Below are 17941 nucleotides of genomic sequence, written 5' to 3' on the forward strand. Positions count from 1 at the left end.
CGTCCCCCGGTCCGGTCACAGGTTCGGCGTACCGCCGGGGGTTCATCGTCCGTCTGCCGTGGTGAAGCGGAGCCGCCGGCGGCGGGCCAGCAGGAACAGCACCGCCCCGGCGCTGAGCAGCATCAGGCCAGCCACGGAGAACAGCGCCGTCCGCACGCCGGTTACCGGCAGCCCGCCGCCGGTGCCCGGACCACCACCGGGGGACGGCGGCTCCGTCCCGCCCGGCTCCGCGCCGGTGGGGCTGGGGTCCGGCGAGCCGCAGGTCGAGGTGCCGATCGTGTGTCGGCCGAACTCGACGCCGGTCACCGCGTCGCGTACCTGCACGACGGTTCCCGGGGCGGCGACCACGTCGATCCGACCGGTGTCGCCGGGCGCCAGCAGCGCGCCGCCGCCGGTGCCGCCGGGGGCGATGGTCTCCACCCGGATCACCCCGCCCGCCGTGCTCGCCAGGTCGACCCGGACGCCGTCGCAGACGTCGGTGAAGCGCACCTTGACCGCGTCCGGTGTGCAGCGTTCCGGCTGGTGGTAGCGGCCGGACAGCAAGGTCGCCCAGCCGCCGCCGGGCACCGGGCCGCGGACCTGGAACGGGTCGCCGTCGGCGAGGTCGAAGAACTGGGCGATACTGCCCGGGCCGACCGGGTCGAGTACCCGGGGCGCGCTGCCGGGCAGCAGCATCTGCAGCCCGGTGACCGGGGTATCGCCGCCGTTGACGAACGTCAGCACCAGCGAGAAGCACTCGTCCTTCGCGGTGGCGGTCAGCTCCGGTGCGCCAGTGCAGCCGTCCGGCACCCGGTGCGCGTAGGTGCGCTCCGGCAGCCCTTCGCGGCGGATCTCGAAGATGTCGCCGTCCCCCGCGACGTAGGTGGCGCTGCCCCGGTCCCGCATCACGAACTCGTCGATCACGGCGCCGTTGCGCAGCACCGTGGTCGGCCAGCTCTCGTCGCCGCCGATCGTCCCGGTGCTCCAGGTGAAGTCGACCGCACCGCAGAGGTTCACCAGGCGCACCTCGGGCGGATCTGCGGCGGCCGGTGCCGCCAGTCCAACGACGACACCGCCGGTCAGCAGCAGTGCCGCGGCGGCGGCGAGCATCCGGCCGATCGCGGTGCCGGCTCGCCGGGGCGGGACCGAGGTGGACGGCAGGGAGGTGGCGCGCATGATGGAGGGTGCCTTTCGGGGGGTGGCGACCCGCGTTGCTGCGGGGACTCCCCAGCCCAGCACGTCCCGGGCCGCCGGGCATGAGTGCCCGGGTACTCAATCCAGACCCAGCGCGCCGCGCAGCTCCGCCCGCCCGCCGATGCCGAGCTTGCCGTACGCCCGGTGCAGGTGGTTCTCCACCGTCCGCTCCGACAGGTGCAGCCGGACGGCGATGTTCCGGCTCTGCTCGCCCCGGGCGGCGGCGAGCACGATCTCGTGTTCCCGCCCGGTCAGCCGGGTGATCGGCCCACGCCGGCGCAGCGCGGGGGTGCTGACCGGCTCGCCGATCAGCGCGAGCTGGGTGTCGGCGAACACGTACGCCCTGGCGGCCGTCGTCGGCTGCCCGCCGGCCATCCGGGCCGCGCCGGCCATCGTCGCCGCCTCGGCCGCGTGCAGTGGCATGCCGTAGCGGGCAAACCGGGCGGCCACGTCGAGCAGGGTGCCGGCATCGGCGGTCCGCGCGGCGGTGGCGTACGCCTCGATGGTCCGGCCGAGCGACCAGCGCGGATCGGGCGGATGACTGGCGAGCAGTTCCGCCGCCCGACCGGCCGCGCCGAGCCGGACCAGGTCCAGTGCGCCCAACGCGCCGACGGCGACCGCGCCGCGCCGGCCGTGCCCGACGACCGCCTCGACGAGCGCGGTGATCCCCGCCCCGCCGTCGTTCTCGGCGGCGCCCCGCCAGGCGTGTGCGCGGGCGACCTCGATGTCGAAGAGCCGCAGCGAGTGCGGCCCGGCGGCGTGCTGGTGCAGGTCGGCCGCGAGTGCCGCCAGGTCGGTGTCGCCGCCGAGTTGGACGGAGGCCTGCATCCGTACCCCGGCCGCCCACCGGTAGACCGGCCGCATGCCGATCTCACCGGCCACCAGCCGGGCCTCCTGCGCCCAGCGCAGCGCGGTGCCGGGCCGGCCGGCGAAGAGAGCGATCTGCGCCAACGTCAAGGCGTGCAGCGCCTGGCTGACCGGGTTGGTGGGGTGCAGGCTGGCCTCGTATCCGCGTTCGGCCATCTCCCGAGCGCCGGCCGGATCGGGCCGGTAGCAACGCAGCACGGCGACGATCGGCGGTACCCCGAGGGACTGCATCTGGCTGGGCCCGGTGTGCCGGTGGGCCAACGGCACGGTCTCCGCGATCAGTTCCTCGGCCTCGGCCAGCCGGCCGGCGAGCAGCATCGCGCACCCGGCGGCGCAACTCGCGGCCAGCCGGGTGGCGACCGGGTTCGCGCCGCGGAACACCGCCAGCGCCGGCTCGATCACCGTGCAGTCGAGCTGGTACGACCGCAGGTAGAGATCGAAGCCGGCGAGCGGCCCGGTTCCGGTGGCCTCGTCGTCGGGCGGCTGGGACGCGCCGTCGAGCACGGCGCGGGCGGCGCGCACGTCGTCGACGGCGTGCACGAGGATCTCGGCGTGCTGGATCGCCACCTGGATCCGGTCTGTCGCGCCGCCGGCCCTGGCTGTCTCGGCCGCTGGCCCGGTCCCGACGGCTGACGCGGTCCCGGCGGTGGCGGCCAACTCGGCGCAGAGCGCGATGGCCTCGTCGATGTGGCCGAGGTGCACCAGCGCCCGGACCGCCGCCAGTCCCGCGTCGACCGCCGCGCCGGCCCGGTAGGCGCGCTCCGCCAGCCGGTACGCCAGGGCGTATTCGCGGGTCAGCGCCGCCTGTTCGGCGGCGGCCAGCATCAGCTGGGGGTTGACCGGACCGCCGGCATCGAGGCGCCAGCGGGCGATCCGGAGCAGTTCGTCCTCGCCCGGCGTACCGCCGGCCTCCACCGCGTCGGCCAGCCGGCGGATGTGCCGCAGCCGGCCGAGCGCAGGCGTATCGGCCCGCAGCAGCTCCCCGTAGAGCGGGTGGCTGAGCCGGACCATCGGCTGCTCCACCGGCTCGACGGTGATCAGGCCGCGGCGTTCCAACGCCTCCAGTATCCGGTCGCCGGCGATGGCGACGGCGACCGGCAGGGGCACCGGCTCACCGGCGGCGACCAGTTCCAACGCCTCCCGTTCGACAGGGTCCGATGCTGCGAGCCGGCTGCGCAGCAACTCGCTCAGCCGAGGCATCGCCGTCATCGGGCCGGTGAGCCGCCACAACCCGTCGGCCCGATCCAGCACGCCCGCCTCCCGCGCAGAGGTGACCAGTTCCCGCAGGAAGAGCGGGTTGCCGGCGGCGGTGTCCCGCAACCGACGCAGGGCCTGCCCCTCGACCGGTCCGTCGAGCATGGCGGTCAGCAGTGCGTCCGATGTCGGGGCGTCCAGGACCGCGAGGTCGATCCGGACAACTCCGGCGTCCTTCCAGAGCGCGGTCAGCACGTCCGGGATCGGCTCGTCGGTTCGCATCGTGGCCAGCAGGGCAACGACATTCTCGACAACCGCCTGGTGCAGCACCGCGAGGGAGACGGGGTCGAGTTGGTGAGCGTCGTCGACGGAGAGAAGGATCGGGCCCTGATCGGCGAGGCGACGCAGGGCGAGCAGGCCGAGCTGCAGCGGCCCCTGGCCGGCGGCCAGACCTGCATCCGCCGGGAGCAGACCGGCCAGCGCGCCGAGCGCGAGCCCGGCCGAGTCAGCCGAGCACTGCACCGACAGGATCCGCCGGCCGCGCACCCGGGTGGCCGCCTCCCGGGCGAGCCGGGTCTTGCCGACCCCGGCGGGGCCGGCGATCAGCAGGCCAGGCGCGGCCGGCCCCCACAGCGCCCGGACGGCGTCGGCGAGCTCCTCGTCCCGGCCGGTCAATGGCGACTCGCCCGCCGGCCGGCTCATGGATCGCAAGAGTAGTGGCTGGACCCGATCCGCGGACCCGGTCGTCCGGATCGGAATCAGGCGCCGGTCTGATGGTCCCCGGGTTTCACGGAGTCGTCGTGGTCGGTTTCATGCCACGGACAGGGACATCAACCGCTCCATCAAAGCGGGGGGAACTCACCTCCCGCTCGGACCGCACGGCGGCGTCGGCCAACGTCCCGTACCCGACAGCCCCGGCGGTCGGGGCAGGAGTCGCCGCGGACTGCTGCAGGGGTCGTGCACCGCACCGACGTCACCCAGCCGGGGCCAGGAGTCACCCGACAGGCAGCGAATCGACCCCGGCGGCGAGAAGATCGCGCAGGTCCTGCTCCGCACCTGGGGGAAAGCTCCGGGGTGCGACCAGCTGGTAGGTCACGCTCACCTCGTAGTCGCCGCCGACCCAGGCTCGGCCGTCGATCCGTGCCTGACCGCCGGTCCAGGGAGTAGTCACCAGGCAGGAGGCATCACCGGGCCCGCTGGACGTCAGCTTGGCCCCGATCTTGGCGCACTGCTTGGCGCGCCACCCGTCGTCGTACATCTCGCTGCCGTCGACCGCGACCGTGATCTCCAGGTCGCCGCGCATCGACGCGGTGCCGGCGGTGAGGTCAACGTCGCACGCTCTACTGCCGCTGATGTCACCCAGTTGCGCCCGAGGCTCCCGCGCCGAGCCAGGGGCGAGCCGATCCAGCACCTCGTCGTTGATCAGTTCGCACGGATCGCGAAGCGCCGCAGGCGCGGCGGGACCGGCCCCACATCCGGTCGCACCCACCGACAGGACACAGACAACCAGCACCATGCAGGCACGCAAACGCATTGGCCCTCCCCAGAATCAGCTTCGGCAGCTTACTCGGCGGTCCGCACAGTCAGCGCCGCCAGTTGGCTGAACCCTTGACCCGGCAGAGCCCCTGACCGGCGGGGAGACGACCGGCAGGATGGCGAGCATCTGGGCCAGAACAACGCCGGGCCGGAACGCCACCGTTGCGCTGACGTCCGTCCTAAAGCGGGCGCAAGCGGCGTTGTTGGCGACTGGCGGGTCTGCTGCGGGTGAGACGGCGAAGCATGCCGCCGAGCGCGGCCCTTCGGATCATGGCCTCTGAGGTGCGGGGGTGGGTTTCGTAGTCGCGGGCCAGGCGGCGGTGGGCGGTGATCCAGGCCAGGGCCCGTTCGACAACCCCAGCGGCGGGGGTGCATGACGAAGACTTGCTGGTCGGCGGGTTTGCGGACGATCTCGACGGTGGTACGCAGGAGGTCGCGGGCCCAGTCGACGAGGCGGCCGGCGAAGCCGGAGTCGGCAAAGACGTGCCGGATGGGGGTTGCCGCGTAGGTGGCGAGCAGGGCGCCTTTGGCGCCGTCGCGGTCCTGCCAGGACGCGGCCAGGACCCAGACGGTGACCAGCCGTCCGAGGGTGTCGGTGACGATTAACCCTTTCCGGCCGTTGATCTTCTTGCCGGCGTCGTAGCCGCGGGAGCCGCAGGGCACGGTGTCGGCTCCTCTCACGCCCTGGGGGCCGATGATCCCCGCGGTCGGCTCGGGCTGGCGGCCGTGAGCCAGGCGGACCTCCCAGGTGCAGGTGCAAAGCAGGGGCGGACGACGACCCGGATGAGAAGCAGGGCCACTTCTTCCAGTCGGTACTCCTGGCCCGGCCGGGGCTACCACGACCCTCGCAGGGGCAGCGGCACGGCTGGCCGCTGGCGAAGAGCCCGGTTACTGATCCGTCCGGCCCGCACCCTGGACCGGCCACCACGCCACGTGTACGGCACTCCATCTGGCCGCGGACCTTGCCCGATCAGGCCCCGAGGAAACCGTCGGTCACCCACTCGAACTCGTCGGAGTGCGCCCAGATCAGAGCGTGGTCAGCATCGTCGATGATGACCAGCCGGGAACCAGCAATGCCGTCGTGAAGCATCCTCGCGTGGTGGATCGCTACCGCTTGATCGTTCGAAGCGGCGATGACGAGCGTCGGACGTGCGATCTTCGCCAGCCTGAGCCGCGCGACCCGGGATCCTCTGGGCGCGCCGCGTCGCCGAGCCCTGCCCACCGCCACCGCGATCTACCTCGAACCCGACATCGACCGGCAAGCCGCGTTCACCGGCGCCGCCACGCCCGGACCCATCACCTGACCCCTTGAGGGTGGTTCAGATCCAGAGCTGGGGGTACTGACGTCGGCATAGCGCCGCCATCGACGTAGGGGGCTCCATGGGTATCGATGACAAGATCGACAACACCTCCGAAGAGGCCGCCGGCAAGCTGAAGGAAGGCGCCGGCCGTGCCACCGCCGACGAGCGACTCGAAGCCGAAGGCCGCGCTGACCGGACCAGCGCGAACCTCAAGCAGGCCGGTGAGAAGATCAAGGACGCCTTCAAGAGCTGACCCGGGCCGGGCAGTGCGCGGCAGGGTGAGATGACTGAACGGCCACGACAGCATGATCCGTCGTGGCCGTGTCCTGTGCCAGCCGCCTGCTGTCTGGGCGCGCCTGGCGGTTACCGGTCAACCGCCGTCATCGTCCTCATCAGGAGGGCGATGACGTCCCCGCCCCCCGGCGGCCACGAGGGCGGGGACCTTGCCGGTACGCCAAGGCTAGCCGGACGAAGCCTTCCTCAAGCGTCACCTGCGGTGACCAGCACAATGCCTCTCGGGTCCGGCGTTGGTCGAACCAGTGCGCGGTGGACAACTGCTCGGCCAGAAAGCGGGTCATGGGCGGTTCTTCGGTGCGCCGAAGTGCCGACCATAGACACTCCACTGCGGCGCCGCCGGCCTTTGCTACGGCCACCGGCACCCGAAGCCTCGGTGGCGCCGTCTCGGCGGCGACGCAGATCCGGTCGATGAGTTCGTGCATCGTCCGTGGCTCGCCGTTGGTCACCACAAAGACCTGCCCGTGTACGCCCACCTCGGGCGCCCGGTCGAGCGCGGCGACGAGGGCGTCGGCGGCGTTACTGACGTACGTCGTGTCGATCAGGGCGGTTCCCTGGCCGACCAGTGCCAGCCGGCTGGCCCGGGCCCGCTCGACGATCCGGCCTACCAACTGAGTGTCACCCGGTCCCCAGACCAGATGCGGGCGGACCGCCACCACGGCGAAGTCGGGAGAGTCGGCGTCCAACGCGAGCAGCTCAGCCGAGGCCTTGCTGCGGGCGTAGTGGCCCCGGGCCCGGTCTGGGTCGGCTGCGCCGGCGCCGACGCCGACGAGGCCGGCGCCGTGGTGGGCGACCGACGGCGAGGACACGTGCACGAATCGCGTCACGCCGGCTGCCCGGGCGGCGGCGAGCAGGGTGGCCGTGCCGCCGATGTTGGTGTGCTCAAATTGTTGCCACGGGCCGGTCATGGACACCTTCGCGGCCAGGTGGACCACGGCATCGACCCCCTCAGCGGCCGCACGTACGGCTTCCGGATCGGTGATGTCGCCGCGCCGCTCGTCGACCCCGACCAGGCCGCTGGGCCGACGCTGCAGGACGCGGACCTCGTCGCCGCGCATCCGCAGAGCTGTGGCGACGGCGGCGCCGAGCATGCCGCTGGCACCGGTGACCAGGATCTTCACAGTCCGCTGACCCTCCCGCCGGCGAGCACTCGTTCCGCCCAGCGACGGAGCCGGGTACGGTCGATCTTCGAGTTGTGGCGGATGTCCGTGGGCAGGGAAGGGACCACCAACACGGCCGCGACCGGCGGCGCGGCTGCGGTACGCACCGCGTCGGCCAGCTCCCGGCTGGCCAGTCGGGCACGGCGGGCCCCGGGCAGGGTCTCGGCGATGACCACGACCTGCGCCACACCGGGCGGTCCCACACCGACCACCGCGGCCCGCGCGATTTGCGGCAACGACTCGACCTGCTGCTCGATCCCGACCGGGCTGAGCACGCCGTCGGACGTGACCAGGATGTGGGCCAGCCGGCCCTGCACCCACAGCCGCCCGTCGGGATCCAGGTAGCCGACGTCGCCGGTACGGTGCCAGCCGGGGTTGCGGGAACTGTCCCGTTCGGTCAGCCAGAGGGCGTCGTAGCGATCCTTCGCATGCCCGGCCCTCACCAAGATCTCGCCGGTCAGTCCAGGAGCGCAGCCGGGTTGCTCGGAAGGCGTGCCGGTCGGGTCCAGAGCGGCAATCGCCACCTGAACACCGGGCAACGGCCGGCCGACGCAGACACCGTCACCCGGCTCGGTGTCGACGATCTCGTCGAGGGTGATGTCGGTGACCGGGAGGACCTCGGTCATTCCGTACGGGGTATGCGGCTGCGCCTTGGGCATCAGCGCCCGCGTCTGCGTGAGCAGCACGGCGGGCACCGGTGCGCCCGCGCTAAGCAGCAACGTCACCCCCTCCAACGCGGTGCGCTGGCGATCGTCCAACGCGTCGCGGGTGTCGACCACGTTGCGTAGCGCAGCCGGTGATGCGAACACCGCCGAAGCGTCGACTGCGGCTGTCGCCTCGGCGAGAGCGGTGGCGGTCAACGTCCGTGGTGCGGTCACCCTCATGTCCGGGATCGCCGAAGGGGCACCGAGAGCCGGCCCGAAAAGTGCGAATGGCGCGAACGCCGCCACGATCCCGGCATCGGCGTTCACCCCGAGTTCGAACAGCGCGTCACGCATCGCGGCGAGTTGGCGATGGGTGTAGACCACACCCTTCGCCGGCCCGGTGGAGCCGGAGGTGAACAACACGGCCGCGTCGTCGTCCGGGTCTGGCATGGCCGGCAGTTCCCGGACACCGGCGCCGAGGCGGGCGAGCCTGCCCAGGGTAAGCGCGCCCAACACGGCGGCGCCGGGCCCGGCCCCGAAACGCCGCCCGGGCCAGCGCAGGGCCCGGGCGACAACGAGTCCGCGGCCGATGGCGACCAGGTACGAGGGGTCGGCGCTGCGCAGTGCCCGGTTCATGCCGGCCAGTCCCAGCCCTGGGTCGGCCACCACGATCACCGCACCGATGCGAAGGCACGCGTAGACGGCGGCGGTCAGGTCGGCGCCGGGCGGTACGAGTAGTGCCACCCGATCACCGCGACGCACTCCGGAGGCGGACAACCCGGCCCCGATCTCCCGAATCCGTTGCCACAGCAGTGACCAGCTGACCTGCCGGCCGTTGTTCGCCAGCTCGACCAGAGCGACGGAGCGGTCCTCGGCACGCTCTGCCAATGCCGCCCACAGCGGACGCCAAGGCGCTGCCGGTTCCGGCGTCGCAATCGGATCGGCGGGCCGGCGGTCCAGGTCAACCAGCCACTGCGCGACCGCACCGGCGACATCAGCGTCCTCGGCGAGCAGGTGACCCGCGCCTTCGAACCGGTGCAACTGCGCATGCGGCAGCCGGTTCCGCAGATCCCTCAGGTGCACCTCGCCGAAGACCGGGTCGCGCGGCCCCCACAGCAGCAGTGTCGGTGTCTCCGCCAGCGTGTGCAGACCCTGCGCGACCTCTTGCAGCGCCGGCCAACTCGGGTGGTCGGGACTGAGCGGGATGTCCGCGACGAAGCCGCCGATCGCCGCCCTTCGGTCCACCGTACGGTATGGAGCGGAATAACCCTCTCGGACAGGCTCCGGCAGCCACGGGTTCGCCAATGCGAGGGTGGCCTGCAGGAACGTCGGCGTCCGCACGGTCACCGCCGGCAGCACGCCGGGCAGCCGGGCCAGGCGGATCAGCGTGGGCGCTGGCGATCCACTCGGCTGGTGCACTGCAGTGTTGGTCAACACCACACCACGTAGCTGATCGCGGTGGCGCAGTGCCCAGCCCAGCGAGATGGACCCGCCCCAGTCATGCCCGACCGTGACCACCGGCCCGGTCAAGCCCAGCGCGTCGGTGACCGTGGTGAGGTCGTCGATCCGCTGCGCCAGCCCGCGTACCGTGCCGGTGCGCTCCGAGAACCCCATGTCCAGATGGTCGACGGCGACCACCCGCCACGGCGGTGCGTCAGCCCGCTCGAACCGGGCCAGCAGGTGCCGCCACAGGTACGACCAGGTGGGATTGCCGTGCACACACAGTAGCGTCCCGATGTGTCGAATCGGGCCTCCGGAGTCCGTCGCGGCGGTGTCCAAGACATGCCAGGTGCGCTGCACGCCCTGGCTGTCCACCGCAGTAACCCACCGGGACCAGGCGCTGTCCAGACCGGGCAGCCCGAGCGGCGGCAATGCGTTTCGATTGCTCACCACACGACCTCCAGGGCGCACGTGTTCAGGCCGGAGCCGACCCCCATGCACAACACCCGGTCACCGGAGTTGAGCGATTCGGCGTGGTGGGCCAGGGTCAACGGCAGCGACGCCGGGCCGACGTTTCCCAACAGCGGGAACGTCTCCGGGACCTTCCGAGTGTCAAGGCCGAGCCGGTTGACGACGCCGTGCGTGTGGGCCACCGAGACCTGATGCATCACGTAGAGGTCCATGTTCTGCCAGTCCCACGACCCGGCGTGCGCCCAGGTCGCCTCAGCGAGGTCCAGACCCGCGTCGAGTAGGCCCTTCGCGTCGGTACGCATCCGCGTGTTGTCCCCGACACACAGATCATGGTGTTGTGTCGCCGCCCTGCCCACACCGCCGACCAGTCGGTGACCCTGTTTGTGGGCGTCTGCGGTAGCCAGCACCATCGCGGCCGCGCCCGAACCGAGGGTCAACGTGGCGAACTGCTCCCGGACGTCGTCCAGGGTGGAGTCGAAGCTGCGTAGCCGCTCGATCGTCGCCTGTTGGGCCTCGCGGGAACTCTCTCCCGCCACGATCAACGCATATCGGATCTGTCCGGCGTCGATCATGTTGGCCGCAACCTGGATCCCGTTGACGAACCCGAGGCAGGCGTTGGCGATGTCGAAGTTCAATGCCGACGGCGGCAGTTCGAGGGAGTGGTGGATAGCTACCGCCGTCGATGGCTCCAGATGCGCTCGAGACACGGACGTGTTGATCAGCAGGCCGACGTCCCGCGCGTCGACACCCGCCTCCGACAGCGCCTTGGCCCCAGCCATCGCCGCCGCGTCGGCGAAGCCGAAGCCCTCCGGCCACCAACGCCGCTCCTGGATGCCGGCAATCCGCTGAAGCATCCCCCGGCGCAGCCTCAACCGTCGGAAGGTCTCACTCAGCTGCTCGTCGAACTGATCAGAAGTGACGATGACCGGCGCCTCCAGGGCCGCCACCGACAATATCGCTGTGTTCGTGTAGCGATACTCAGCGTTGCCATGCGTCATTCAGCCTCCATCCGTCGCCCACCCTGAGGGCTCGAAGCTATCCACTCGGTCTCCCACCCACCAATGGTCATTAGGCATCGCGGTGAACATCACTCACCTGCCCACGCCCCATCCAGCACACCTTCACCCCTTGGGGGCTCACTGTCGCAGCGAAGCTGACCGGGTGTCTGGTCGTTGAACAGGCATGTCGCTTCGCGTCCGCCAGCGAGCCCGGGAAGTTCAAAACCCCGGCTGCATGCCCACGGTCGCGGCAGCGGTGGCCGCGATCAGATCGCTCAATCATCGTCGTGCGGGGCGGCCACCGGTCGGCGAGCGCACCGGCTGGCAGACCGAGGATCAGCCACGGTGACCAGCTCGCCGCCGCTAGGATTTCCATCCAGCCCGGACCGGCATCCAGCTGCGTGGCCGCGAACAGCGACAGCAGCGTCGCCGTGGTCGCGGTACCGAACAGGCTGACGGCTTCACCGAACCAGAAGACTCGGAAGGCGCGAGGGAGACGGGGGACGCCCGTCTCCCTCGATTCAAATTCTGGCCCACCACTATCAGCTCGCTCAGGCCGCGGCGCGGTCGGTGAGTGGGCGGCGACGTAGTGCGGTGTCGGTCAGTGAACGCGGGGGCAAGGGAGCGTTGGGGTTGTACAGGTTGGTCCCGGGCGGCACGATCTCGTCGATTCGGTCGAGGGTCGCATCGTCCAGGGTTAGCGCGGCGCCCTTGAGGAGATCCTCCAGCTGCGGCATGGTCCGCGGTCCGATGATCGCCGAGGTGACGGCCGGGTGGGCCACGGTGAACGCAATGGCGAGCTGCGGAAGGGTGCAGCCGATGTCTTCCGCGAGTTCGACGAGCTGCTCGACGACGTCGAGCTTGGCGGCGTTTTCCGCGATCGTGGGATCGAATCGTTCCGGCCGGATTGTGGGACGGCCGGTTGACAGGTCGATGGGCTGGTTCTTGCGGTACTTGCCGGTGAGGAACCCGAAAGCCAGTGGGCTCCAGACCAGCACACCCATGCCGTAGCGCTGGCAGACGGGCAGGACCGCGGCCTCGATCCCGCGGGCCAGGATCGAATACGGCGGCTGCTCGGTGCGGAAGCGTCCGAGGCCACGACGCTCGGAGACCTGATGCGCCTCGACGATCTCCTCAGCCGGGAACGTCGAGCAGCCGAAAGCGCGGATCTTCCCCTCGCGCACGAGGTCGCTGAGCACCGAGAGCGTCTCCTCGATGTCGGTCGAGTCATCGGGGCGGTGGACCTGGTAGAGGTCGATCCAGTCGGTGTTCAGGCGCCTGAGGCTGTCCTCAACCGCCTTGAGGATCCAACGCCGCGAGTTTCCACTGCGATTACGGCCCTCGCCCATCTGAAAGTGCACCTTGGTGGCCAATACAACGTCGTCACGGCGCCCCCGCAGCGCCTTGCCCACGATCTCCTCGGACTCTCCCTGTCCGTACATGTCGGCGGTGTCAACGAAATTGATCCCCTGGTCGTGGGCGGCGTGGATGATGCGGACGCAATCGTCGTGGTCGGAGTTGCAGCCATCCTGGAACATCATGGTCCCGAGGCAGTAGGCACTGACTTCGATACCGGTACCGCCGAGGGCGCGATAGCGCATGGTGATGATTCCCTTACTGGTTCAGCCGTGATTGCAGAGCGACAGAAGCGTCGATCGCAGGGGAACCCTAGGATCTAGAGTCAGCTCTAGGTCAAGCCGCTAACCTGCACGGTATGGCTGAGGTCACCACAAGTCTGAGCATCGGGCAGGTCGCCGAACGCACCGGCTTGAGCGTCCACGCGCTGCGCTTCTACGAGCACGAGGGCCTCTTCGTCAACCCTGTGCGGCGCGGACCTGGCGGGCGCCGCGTCTACAGCCAGGATGACGTGGACTGGCTCACCGTCTGCATCATCTTGCGCGCCTCCGGCATGCCCCTGCCCGCGCTACGCCGATACGCCGACCTCGTCCGGCAAGGAGCCGGAAACGAGGAAGAACGACTCACGCTTATGCGCGAGCACCAAGCTCACGTCACCGCCCAGATCGGCAAGCTCGCCGAGTGCCTGGACCTGATCAGGTTCAAGGTCGGGGTGTATGAGGACCTCCTCGACCCAGACAGCGCCGGCGACCACCAATGTCACGCTCCGATCCCTTCGGCACCAGCGCAGGCGACCGAGATCCGCATCGGCTACGCGCGAGTGTCGGGCTCCTGAACACGGCGCCGTGCGGCTGACGCCACCAGTGCCGACGTCATCCTGCTGATGCGCGCCCAACTACGTCACCAGCTACGTGCCGGACGCCTCGCCCGACCTGTGGCAGCGATACCTTGCCATCATCTTCGACGGCCTACGCCCACCCGCTGCCCCACCCGCCGTCAGTCGCTCCTTGACGCCCCACCACAGAGCCGGACCGCCACTACCTGCTGACGCCTCTGGCGGCTGCTCGGCGCTCACAAGGGAACGGAAACCTCGGCCGCAACTGATTGAGCACATCGACAGGCACCGTCATGGACATGTCCACGACGCAACATCGCCGACGAACCCACCAACCGATCAGCTGACCCAAGATAAACGGTGAGGTGATGAGCTGGGAGCCGCAGTTCCCGGCCGCGTTCACCGCGGCGTCCGGCGGCGAGGCCCGGCTGGCCGACCTGCACGTCACGATCGCGGCCGCGCTGACCGCGCACGCCCTCAATGTCGGCTACAGCCCGGTGGTGTCCAGGGCGCCGGCGCTGACGAGGTCCCGGATCGGCCACGTCGACCAGAACTACCTGCGGGCCGAGACGTATGCGGCGGCGAACGCCCCGCTGATCGTGGCGCAGTCAGGTATCGAGCTGGCCCAGGCGTGGGGCGGCGGCCTGGTCGCCGCGGTGGACGGCATCCGGTTCGTGGTGCCGGTCCGCACGATCAACGCCCGGCCGAACCCGAAATACTTCGGGCGCCGGCGCGGTACGACCTGGCCTGCTGCGCCTGCTCGGCTTCGACTACCGGCCCCAACTGGCCGACCTGCCCGACACCAAGCTGTGGCGCATCGACCAGACGACCGACTACGGGCCATTGAACGCGACCGCGCGGGGCCGCATCGACCTCGGCCGGGTACGCCGGCACTGGCCGGACATCCTGCGGCTGGTCGGCTCCATCCACACCGGCGCGGTCAGCGCCTACGACGCGATGCGGATGCCGCAGCACGGCGGGCAGCCCACCCAGCTCGGCGACGCACTGGCCCACTTCGGCAGGATCTTCAAGACGCTGCACGTGCTCGCCTACGTCGACACGGCCGACTACCGCCGCGACATCAAGAGCATCCGCAACCTGCAGGAGAGCCAGCACAGCCTCGCCCGGCATGTCTTCCACAGCCGCAAAGGGCAGTTACAGCGCGCCTACACCGAGGGCATGGAAGACCAGTCGGCGCGCTCGGCCTGGTCCTCAACTGCATCACCCTGTGGAACACCGTCTATCTGGACGCCGCCCTGACCCGGCTACGCGCCGACGGCTACCCGGTGCTGGACACCGACGTGAAGCGACTCTCGCCGTACATCAGCGCCCACATCAACGTCCACAGCCATTACTCGTTCCACCTGCCCGACCTCGGCGACCAACGCCGACGCCCGCTGCGAGACCCCGAAGCCAACGACGACTAGCGACCAGCCTGTTCCGGGGGCACAAAGGAACCGGATAACGGACCGTTATCGGGTTTGAACGTGGCGTGGGTTCAAGCAGGGGCTTGTTGGAGCGGGGTAGATGTGCCGCCCGCCGCTCGGTTCTCTAATCACGGAGGCCGATTCTAGGAGCGCTGCCGAGGGTCTGCCCTTGACCTCTACCAAAGTTTAGGTTTCAGAATGATCTCGTTCTCATCGAGCGAGGGGCGTGATCGGTCATGCGAGTTGTGCAAGTGGCGGAGTTCGGCGGTCCGGAGGTTCTTCGGATCGCGATCGTGCCCGAGGTGGCCCCGGCACCCGGCCAGGTCGTCGTCGACGTCGAGGCCGCCGGGGTGCTGTCGATCGACACCGTGATCCGCAGCGGGCAGGGCGGTGAGATCTTCCAGGTGCAGCCACCGTACGTGCCCGGGGTCGGCGCGGCCGGGCAGGTCAGCGCGGTGGGCGAGGGCATCGACCGGGAGTGGGTCGGGCGGCGGGTTCTCGCCGATGTCGAAAACGGCGCGTACGCCGAGCGGGTCACCACCGAGCTGGAGAACCTCATCCCGATCCCGGACGGCTTGGAGACGCGGGACGCGGTGGCGTTGCTGCACGACGGCGCCGGGGCGCTGTCCGTCTTCGACCGAGTCGACGTTCAGCCCGGCGCGACCGTGCTGGTGCAACCGGCCGCCGGTGGCCTCGGTAGCGGGCTGGTGCAGCTCGCCAGCGCCGCCGGAGCCCGTGTCATCGGCGCCGCCCGCGGCTCCCACAAACTCAAGGTCGTCGAGGAACTCGGCGCCGACCTGGTGGTCGACTACACCATGCCCGACTGGATCGATCAGATCGGCAGCGTGAACGTGGTATTCGACGGCGTCGGCGGTGACCTCGGTCGGACCGTGTTCGCAAGGGTGGCACGCGGCGGCACGTACTCCAATTACGGATTCGCCGGCGGCGGATTCACCGAGATCGACCGAGACCAGGCGGCGCGGCGCGGGGTGACGGTGATCGGGATGGAGCAGCTCGTCGAGGGCCAGCCGCACCGACAGAAGTGGGCCCGGCGGGTGCTGGAGGAGGCGGCAGCCGGCCGGATCCGCCCGGTCATCGGCCAGACCTATCCCTTGGAACGCGCCGCCGACGCTCACACCGCCCTGGAGAACCGCGACACCATCGGGAAGACCCTGCTTCTTGTCCGACCCGGAGGCTCATGAAGCCCGCCGGCTGAGGGTAATGAAGATGTGGTCGACCAGACGGCGGGTCAGCTCCTGGTACACGCGTTCGCGCTGACCAGGGCGCGGAAGAAGAGGGTTGCCGGTATCACCTGCCACAGCAGGTCGATGTCGACGTCGGCGGACAACTCGCCCCGGGCGGATCGCGGCGCGGCTGCGGGTGATCCGGGCGTTCGCCGATCATGCCGGGGGCTACCCGTGGCAGTGGCTTCCGCAGATGGTCGACGAGTGGAGCATGGATCTGCGGTCGGTGCGCGGGCTGCGTCGGTCGACGCTGCGGGGTTACCAGGAGGCCGTCCGGCTGTTCTGCGACTACCTGACCGATCCGGCCTACGACTGGGCGGCCGAGTGCCAGCAGCGGTTCGGCTCGCACCCGGTGCAGGTCTGCCACGAGTGGAACACCGCAGTTCATGTGCAGGAGGGCGAGGCCGATCCGGCGAAGCGGGCCTTTACGGTCGTCGAGTTGCAGGCGTTGTTCGACTACGCCGACGAGCAGGTCACCCGTATCCGTGGAGTGGGTCGTAAGGGCTGGTTGCCGGCGTTTCGGGACGCGACGCTGCTGAAGGTCGCCTACGGCTACGGGCTGCGCCGTCTTGGTCAACTGCTTCAACAGCCCGTCCGGACCCGTCAACGACAAGCCCTGCTCCTTCGCCGCCCGAACCAACTCGGCGGCAGCCTTCGCCTCCGCCGACGGCTCGGGCCGCTTCTTGCGTCCGGTCTGGTCGTTCAGTGTCGCGGTCATCACGGCACCCTCCTCACCAGGCACAACGCCCGGCAGGTCAGGCCGGAAACACCTTTAGATCCACAGACCCGCGGCGCGTTCGGACTTACCTTTCGGGTGCGTCGTGGGCGCTGTCCGTTCGCGGCCGAGTTGGCAAAGTGGCCGCACTGACCACGGTCTGGATCCCTGCACGGGTCGCCGGTCAGCCGCGTGTGTCGAGCGGGACGTGCAGCGAGAGGTGCGAGGACAGGGCGCGGAGGAAGTCCGGGGTGTCGAAGACCGCGCCCGCGGAGGCGACGCCGGTGGTCCTGGTCCGGCCGGTGAGGATGCGGTCGACGGCCTCCACCGCGAGCGGCGCGCTGATGGCGTAGATGTCCTGACCGGCGGCGACCACGCGGCGTTCCGCTCCGCCGGAGCGGACGAGGACGTCGACGACGAAGGTCTGCGCGGAGCGGCCGCGCTCGTCGACGGCGGTCGGTGCCGAGGCGTCAGGAGCGGACAGGTCCGCGGCCGCCTTGGCGGTCATGTAGGTGCGCACCTCCGGGATGGCCAGGTGGCTGGGAATGGTGACGACGTCGGCCATGGTGAACTCTCCGATGACGCTCTGGGGGCCGAGCGGAGCCGGGAAGGGCCACTCCAGGGTCGGCAGAGTGTCGTCGTGGTACTCCAGCCGTCCGCCGGTGTAGCGGACACGGCGGCCACCCCGTCGCTGCCCCGAGACCGCGCCCGCAACACGCGTCCCGGCGGTGGGGTGCCAACTGCTCAGGCCGTAGGCGATGTGCGCCTCGTCCGCCGCCGTCCAGTCGCCCATCGCGGTGGTGACCAACAGGTCGCCGAGGCCGCCGTAGAAGGCCATCGCAGGGACCACCACGGTGCCCGCGGCGCGGGCGCGCTCCGCGAAGTGCGCGAACGTGTCAAGGTTCGCCTCGATCTCGGCCGCCACGTCGACATACGGGATGCCGGCGCGCAGCGCCGCCTCGACCAGCGGGGCTGCGGTCGTGGCGAAAGGCCCGGCGCAGTTGATCACGGCGGCCGCGCCGTTCAGCGCGCGGTCGAGCGAGGCTGGATCGTCGACCGACGCCTGCCGCGCCTCGAGCCCCGGTTGGGCCTGCGCCAGCGCCAGCAGCTTGTCCTCGTCGCGACCGAGGAGCAGCGGGACGTATCCGCGCTCGCGCAACTCCGCGACCACGAACCGCCCGGTGTGCCCGTAGGCCCCGAACACTGCCACGTTCCGACCTGATCCCATGTCTGCTCCCGCGTGCTCGAAGTGATCCACTGCGGAAATCCTGTCCCCGTTTGCCCAT

The 17941-nt window shown here is 70.4% G+C and carries 15 protein-coding genes and 3 pseudogenes; 7 read left to right on the forward strand and 11 right to left on the reverse strand.

All coding sequences use genetic code 11. The annotated features are described in order from the left end of the window. Positions 1-42: 42 nt before the first annotated feature. The 5 genes from GA0070608_RS28435 to GA0070608_RS32330 all read right to left on the reverse strand — a co-directional run bounded on the left by GA0070608_RS28435 (position 43) and on the right by GA0070608_RS32330 (position 5935). Positions 43-1155, reverse strand: coding sequence for an LPXTG cell wall anchor domain-containing protein (locus GA0070608_RS28435; RefSeq protein ID WP_091632168.1), 1113 nt, complete (start codon positions 1153-1155; stop codon positions 43-45). Between the two features lie 96 nt (positions 1156-1251). Beyond that, positions 1252-3936 carry a LuxR C-terminal-related transcriptional regulator gene (locus tag GA0070608_RS28440; protein ID WP_091632170.1) on the reverse strand — a complete coding sequence of 895 codons (2685 nt, stop codon included), beginning with the start codon at positions 3934-3936 and terminating at the stop codon, positions 1252-1254. A gap of 292 nt (positions 3937-4228) precedes the next feature. Next, positions 4229-4768, reverse strand: coding sequence for a hypothetical protein (locus GA0070608_RS28445; protein ID WP_141719579.1), 540 nt, complete (start codon positions 4766-4768; stop codon positions 4229-4231). 29 nt (positions 4769-4797) lie between these two features. Next, positions 4798-5610, reverse strand: coding sequence for a transposase (locus tag GA0070608_RS34405; RefSeq protein WP_091632178.1), 813 nt, complete (start codon positions 5608-5610; stop codon positions 4798-4800). A gap of 130 nt (positions 5611-5740) precedes the next feature. Beyond that, positions 5741-5935 (reverse strand): alpha/beta fold hydrolase, encoded by a 195-nt coding sequence (locus tag GA0070608_RS32330; RefSeq protein WP_245716158.1) that lies wholly within the window; start codon positions 5933-5935, stop codon positions 5741-5743. On the opposite strand from GA0070608_RS32330, the gene GA0070608_RS33770 reads away from it, so the two are divergent. Together GA0070608_RS33770 and GA0070608_RS28455 are read left to right on the forward strand one after the other, a co-directional pair. After that, positions 5904-6074 carry a hypothetical protein gene (locus GA0070608_RS33770; protein ID WP_245716174.1) on the forward strand — a complete coding sequence of 57 codons (171 nt, stop codon included), beginning with the start codon at positions 5904-5906 and terminating at the stop codon, positions 6072-6074. The two genes, GA0070608_RS32330 and GA0070608_RS33770, sit on opposite strands and share 32 nt — an antisense overlap. A 76-nt stretch (positions 6075-6150) precedes the next feature. After that, a complete protein-coding gene (locus GA0070608_RS28455) occupies positions 6151-6324 on the forward strand; it encodes a CsbD family protein (RefSeq protein WP_091632181.1) in 174 nt (57 codons plus the stop codon). A gap of 139 nt (positions 6325-6463) precedes the next feature. Here the strand turns inward: GA0070608_RS28455 and GA0070608_RS28460 are convergent, their stop codons facing one another. The 4 genes from GA0070608_RS28460 to GA0070608_RS28475 form a co-directional block, all read right to left on the reverse strand. After that, positions 6464-7486 carry an NAD-dependent epimerase/dehydratase family protein gene (locus GA0070608_RS28460; protein WP_091632184.1) on the reverse strand — a complete coding sequence of 341 codons (1023 nt, stop codon included), beginning with the start codon at positions 7484-7486 and terminating at the stop codon, positions 6464-6466. Beyond that, on the reverse strand, positions 7483-10059 hold the full coding sequence (locus GA0070608_RS28465) for an alpha/beta fold hydrolase (protein ID WP_218107605.1): 2577 nt from the start codon (positions 10057-10059) through the stop codon (positions 7483-7485). Before GA0070608_RS28465 ends, GA0070608_RS28460 begins: the two co-directional genes overlap by 4 nt. Further along, positions 10056-11078: a 3-oxoacyl-ACP synthase III gene (locus tag GA0070608_RS28470; RefSeq protein WP_091632192.1), complete on the reverse strand. Its 1023-nt coding sequence runs from the start codon at positions 11076-11078 to the stop codon at positions 10056-10058. The genes GA0070608_RS28465 and GA0070608_RS28470 overlap by 4 nt, the downstream gene beginning before the upstream one ends. A 551-nt stretch (positions 11079-11629) precedes the next feature. Then, complete coding sequence (locus GA0070608_RS28475; RefSeq protein ID WP_091632196.1) at positions 11630-12679, reverse strand: aldo/keto reductase; 1050 nt, start codon at positions 12677-12679, stop codon at positions 11630-11632. A 113-nt stretch (positions 12680-12792) separates the two neighbouring features. Between GA0070608_RS28475 and GA0070608_RS28480 the strand changes: the two genes are divergently transcribed. The 5 genes and pseudogenes from GA0070608_RS28480 (at position 12793) to GA0070608_RS28495 (ending at position 15898) form a co-directional block, all read left to right on the forward strand. Beyond that, positions 12793-13269: a MerR family transcriptional regulator gene (locus GA0070608_RS28480; RefSeq protein ID WP_091632201.1), complete on the forward strand. Its 477-nt coding sequence runs from the start codon at positions 12793-12795 to the stop codon at positions 13267-13269. A gap of 347 nt (positions 13270-13616) precedes the next feature. Continuing rightward, positions 13617-14015: pseudogene (locus tag GA0070608_RS33775) on the forward strand (Tn3 family transposase); the annotation flags it as partial. Positions 14016-14025: 10 nt separating this feature from the next. Further along, positions 14026-14564: pseudogene (locus GA0070608_RS33780) on the forward strand (Tn3 family transposase); the annotation flags it as partial. A 6-nt stretch (positions 14565-14570) separates the two neighbouring features. Then, on the forward strand, positions 14571-14696 hold the full coding sequence (locus tag GA0070608_RS34070; protein ID WP_266321498.1) for a hypothetical protein: 126 nt from the start codon (positions 14571-14573) through the stop codon (positions 14694-14696). A 236-nt stretch (positions 14697-14932) separates the two neighbouring features. Next, the gene (locus GA0070608_RS28495; protein WP_091632210.1) at positions 14933-15898 is read left to right on the forward strand and encodes a zinc-binding dehydrogenase; all 966 of its coding nucleotides are present in this window, start codon (positions 14933-14935) and stop codon (positions 15896-15898) included. A 583-nt stretch (positions 15899-16481) separates the two neighbouring features. Here GA0070608_RS28495 and GA0070608_RS32340 read toward each other — a convergent pair. Both GA0070608_RS32340 and GA0070608_RS28505 read right to left on the reverse strand, forming a co-directional pair. Next, positions 16482-16658, reverse strand: a pseudogene (locus tag GA0070608_RS32340) (IS256 family transposase); the annotation flags it as partial. A 181-nt stretch (positions 16659-16839) separates the two neighbouring features. Continuing rightward, positions 16840-17865 (reverse strand): saccharopine dehydrogenase family protein, encoded by a 1026-nt coding sequence (locus GA0070608_RS28505; protein WP_245715986.1) that lies wholly within the window; start codon positions 17863-17865, stop codon positions 16840-16842. Positions 17866-17941: the final 76 nt, after the last annotated feature.

This window comes from Micromonospora peucetia (genome assembly GCF_900091625.1).
Lineage (GTDB): Bacteria > Actinomycetota > Actinomycetes > Mycobacteriales > Micromonosporaceae > Micromonospora > Micromonospora peucetia.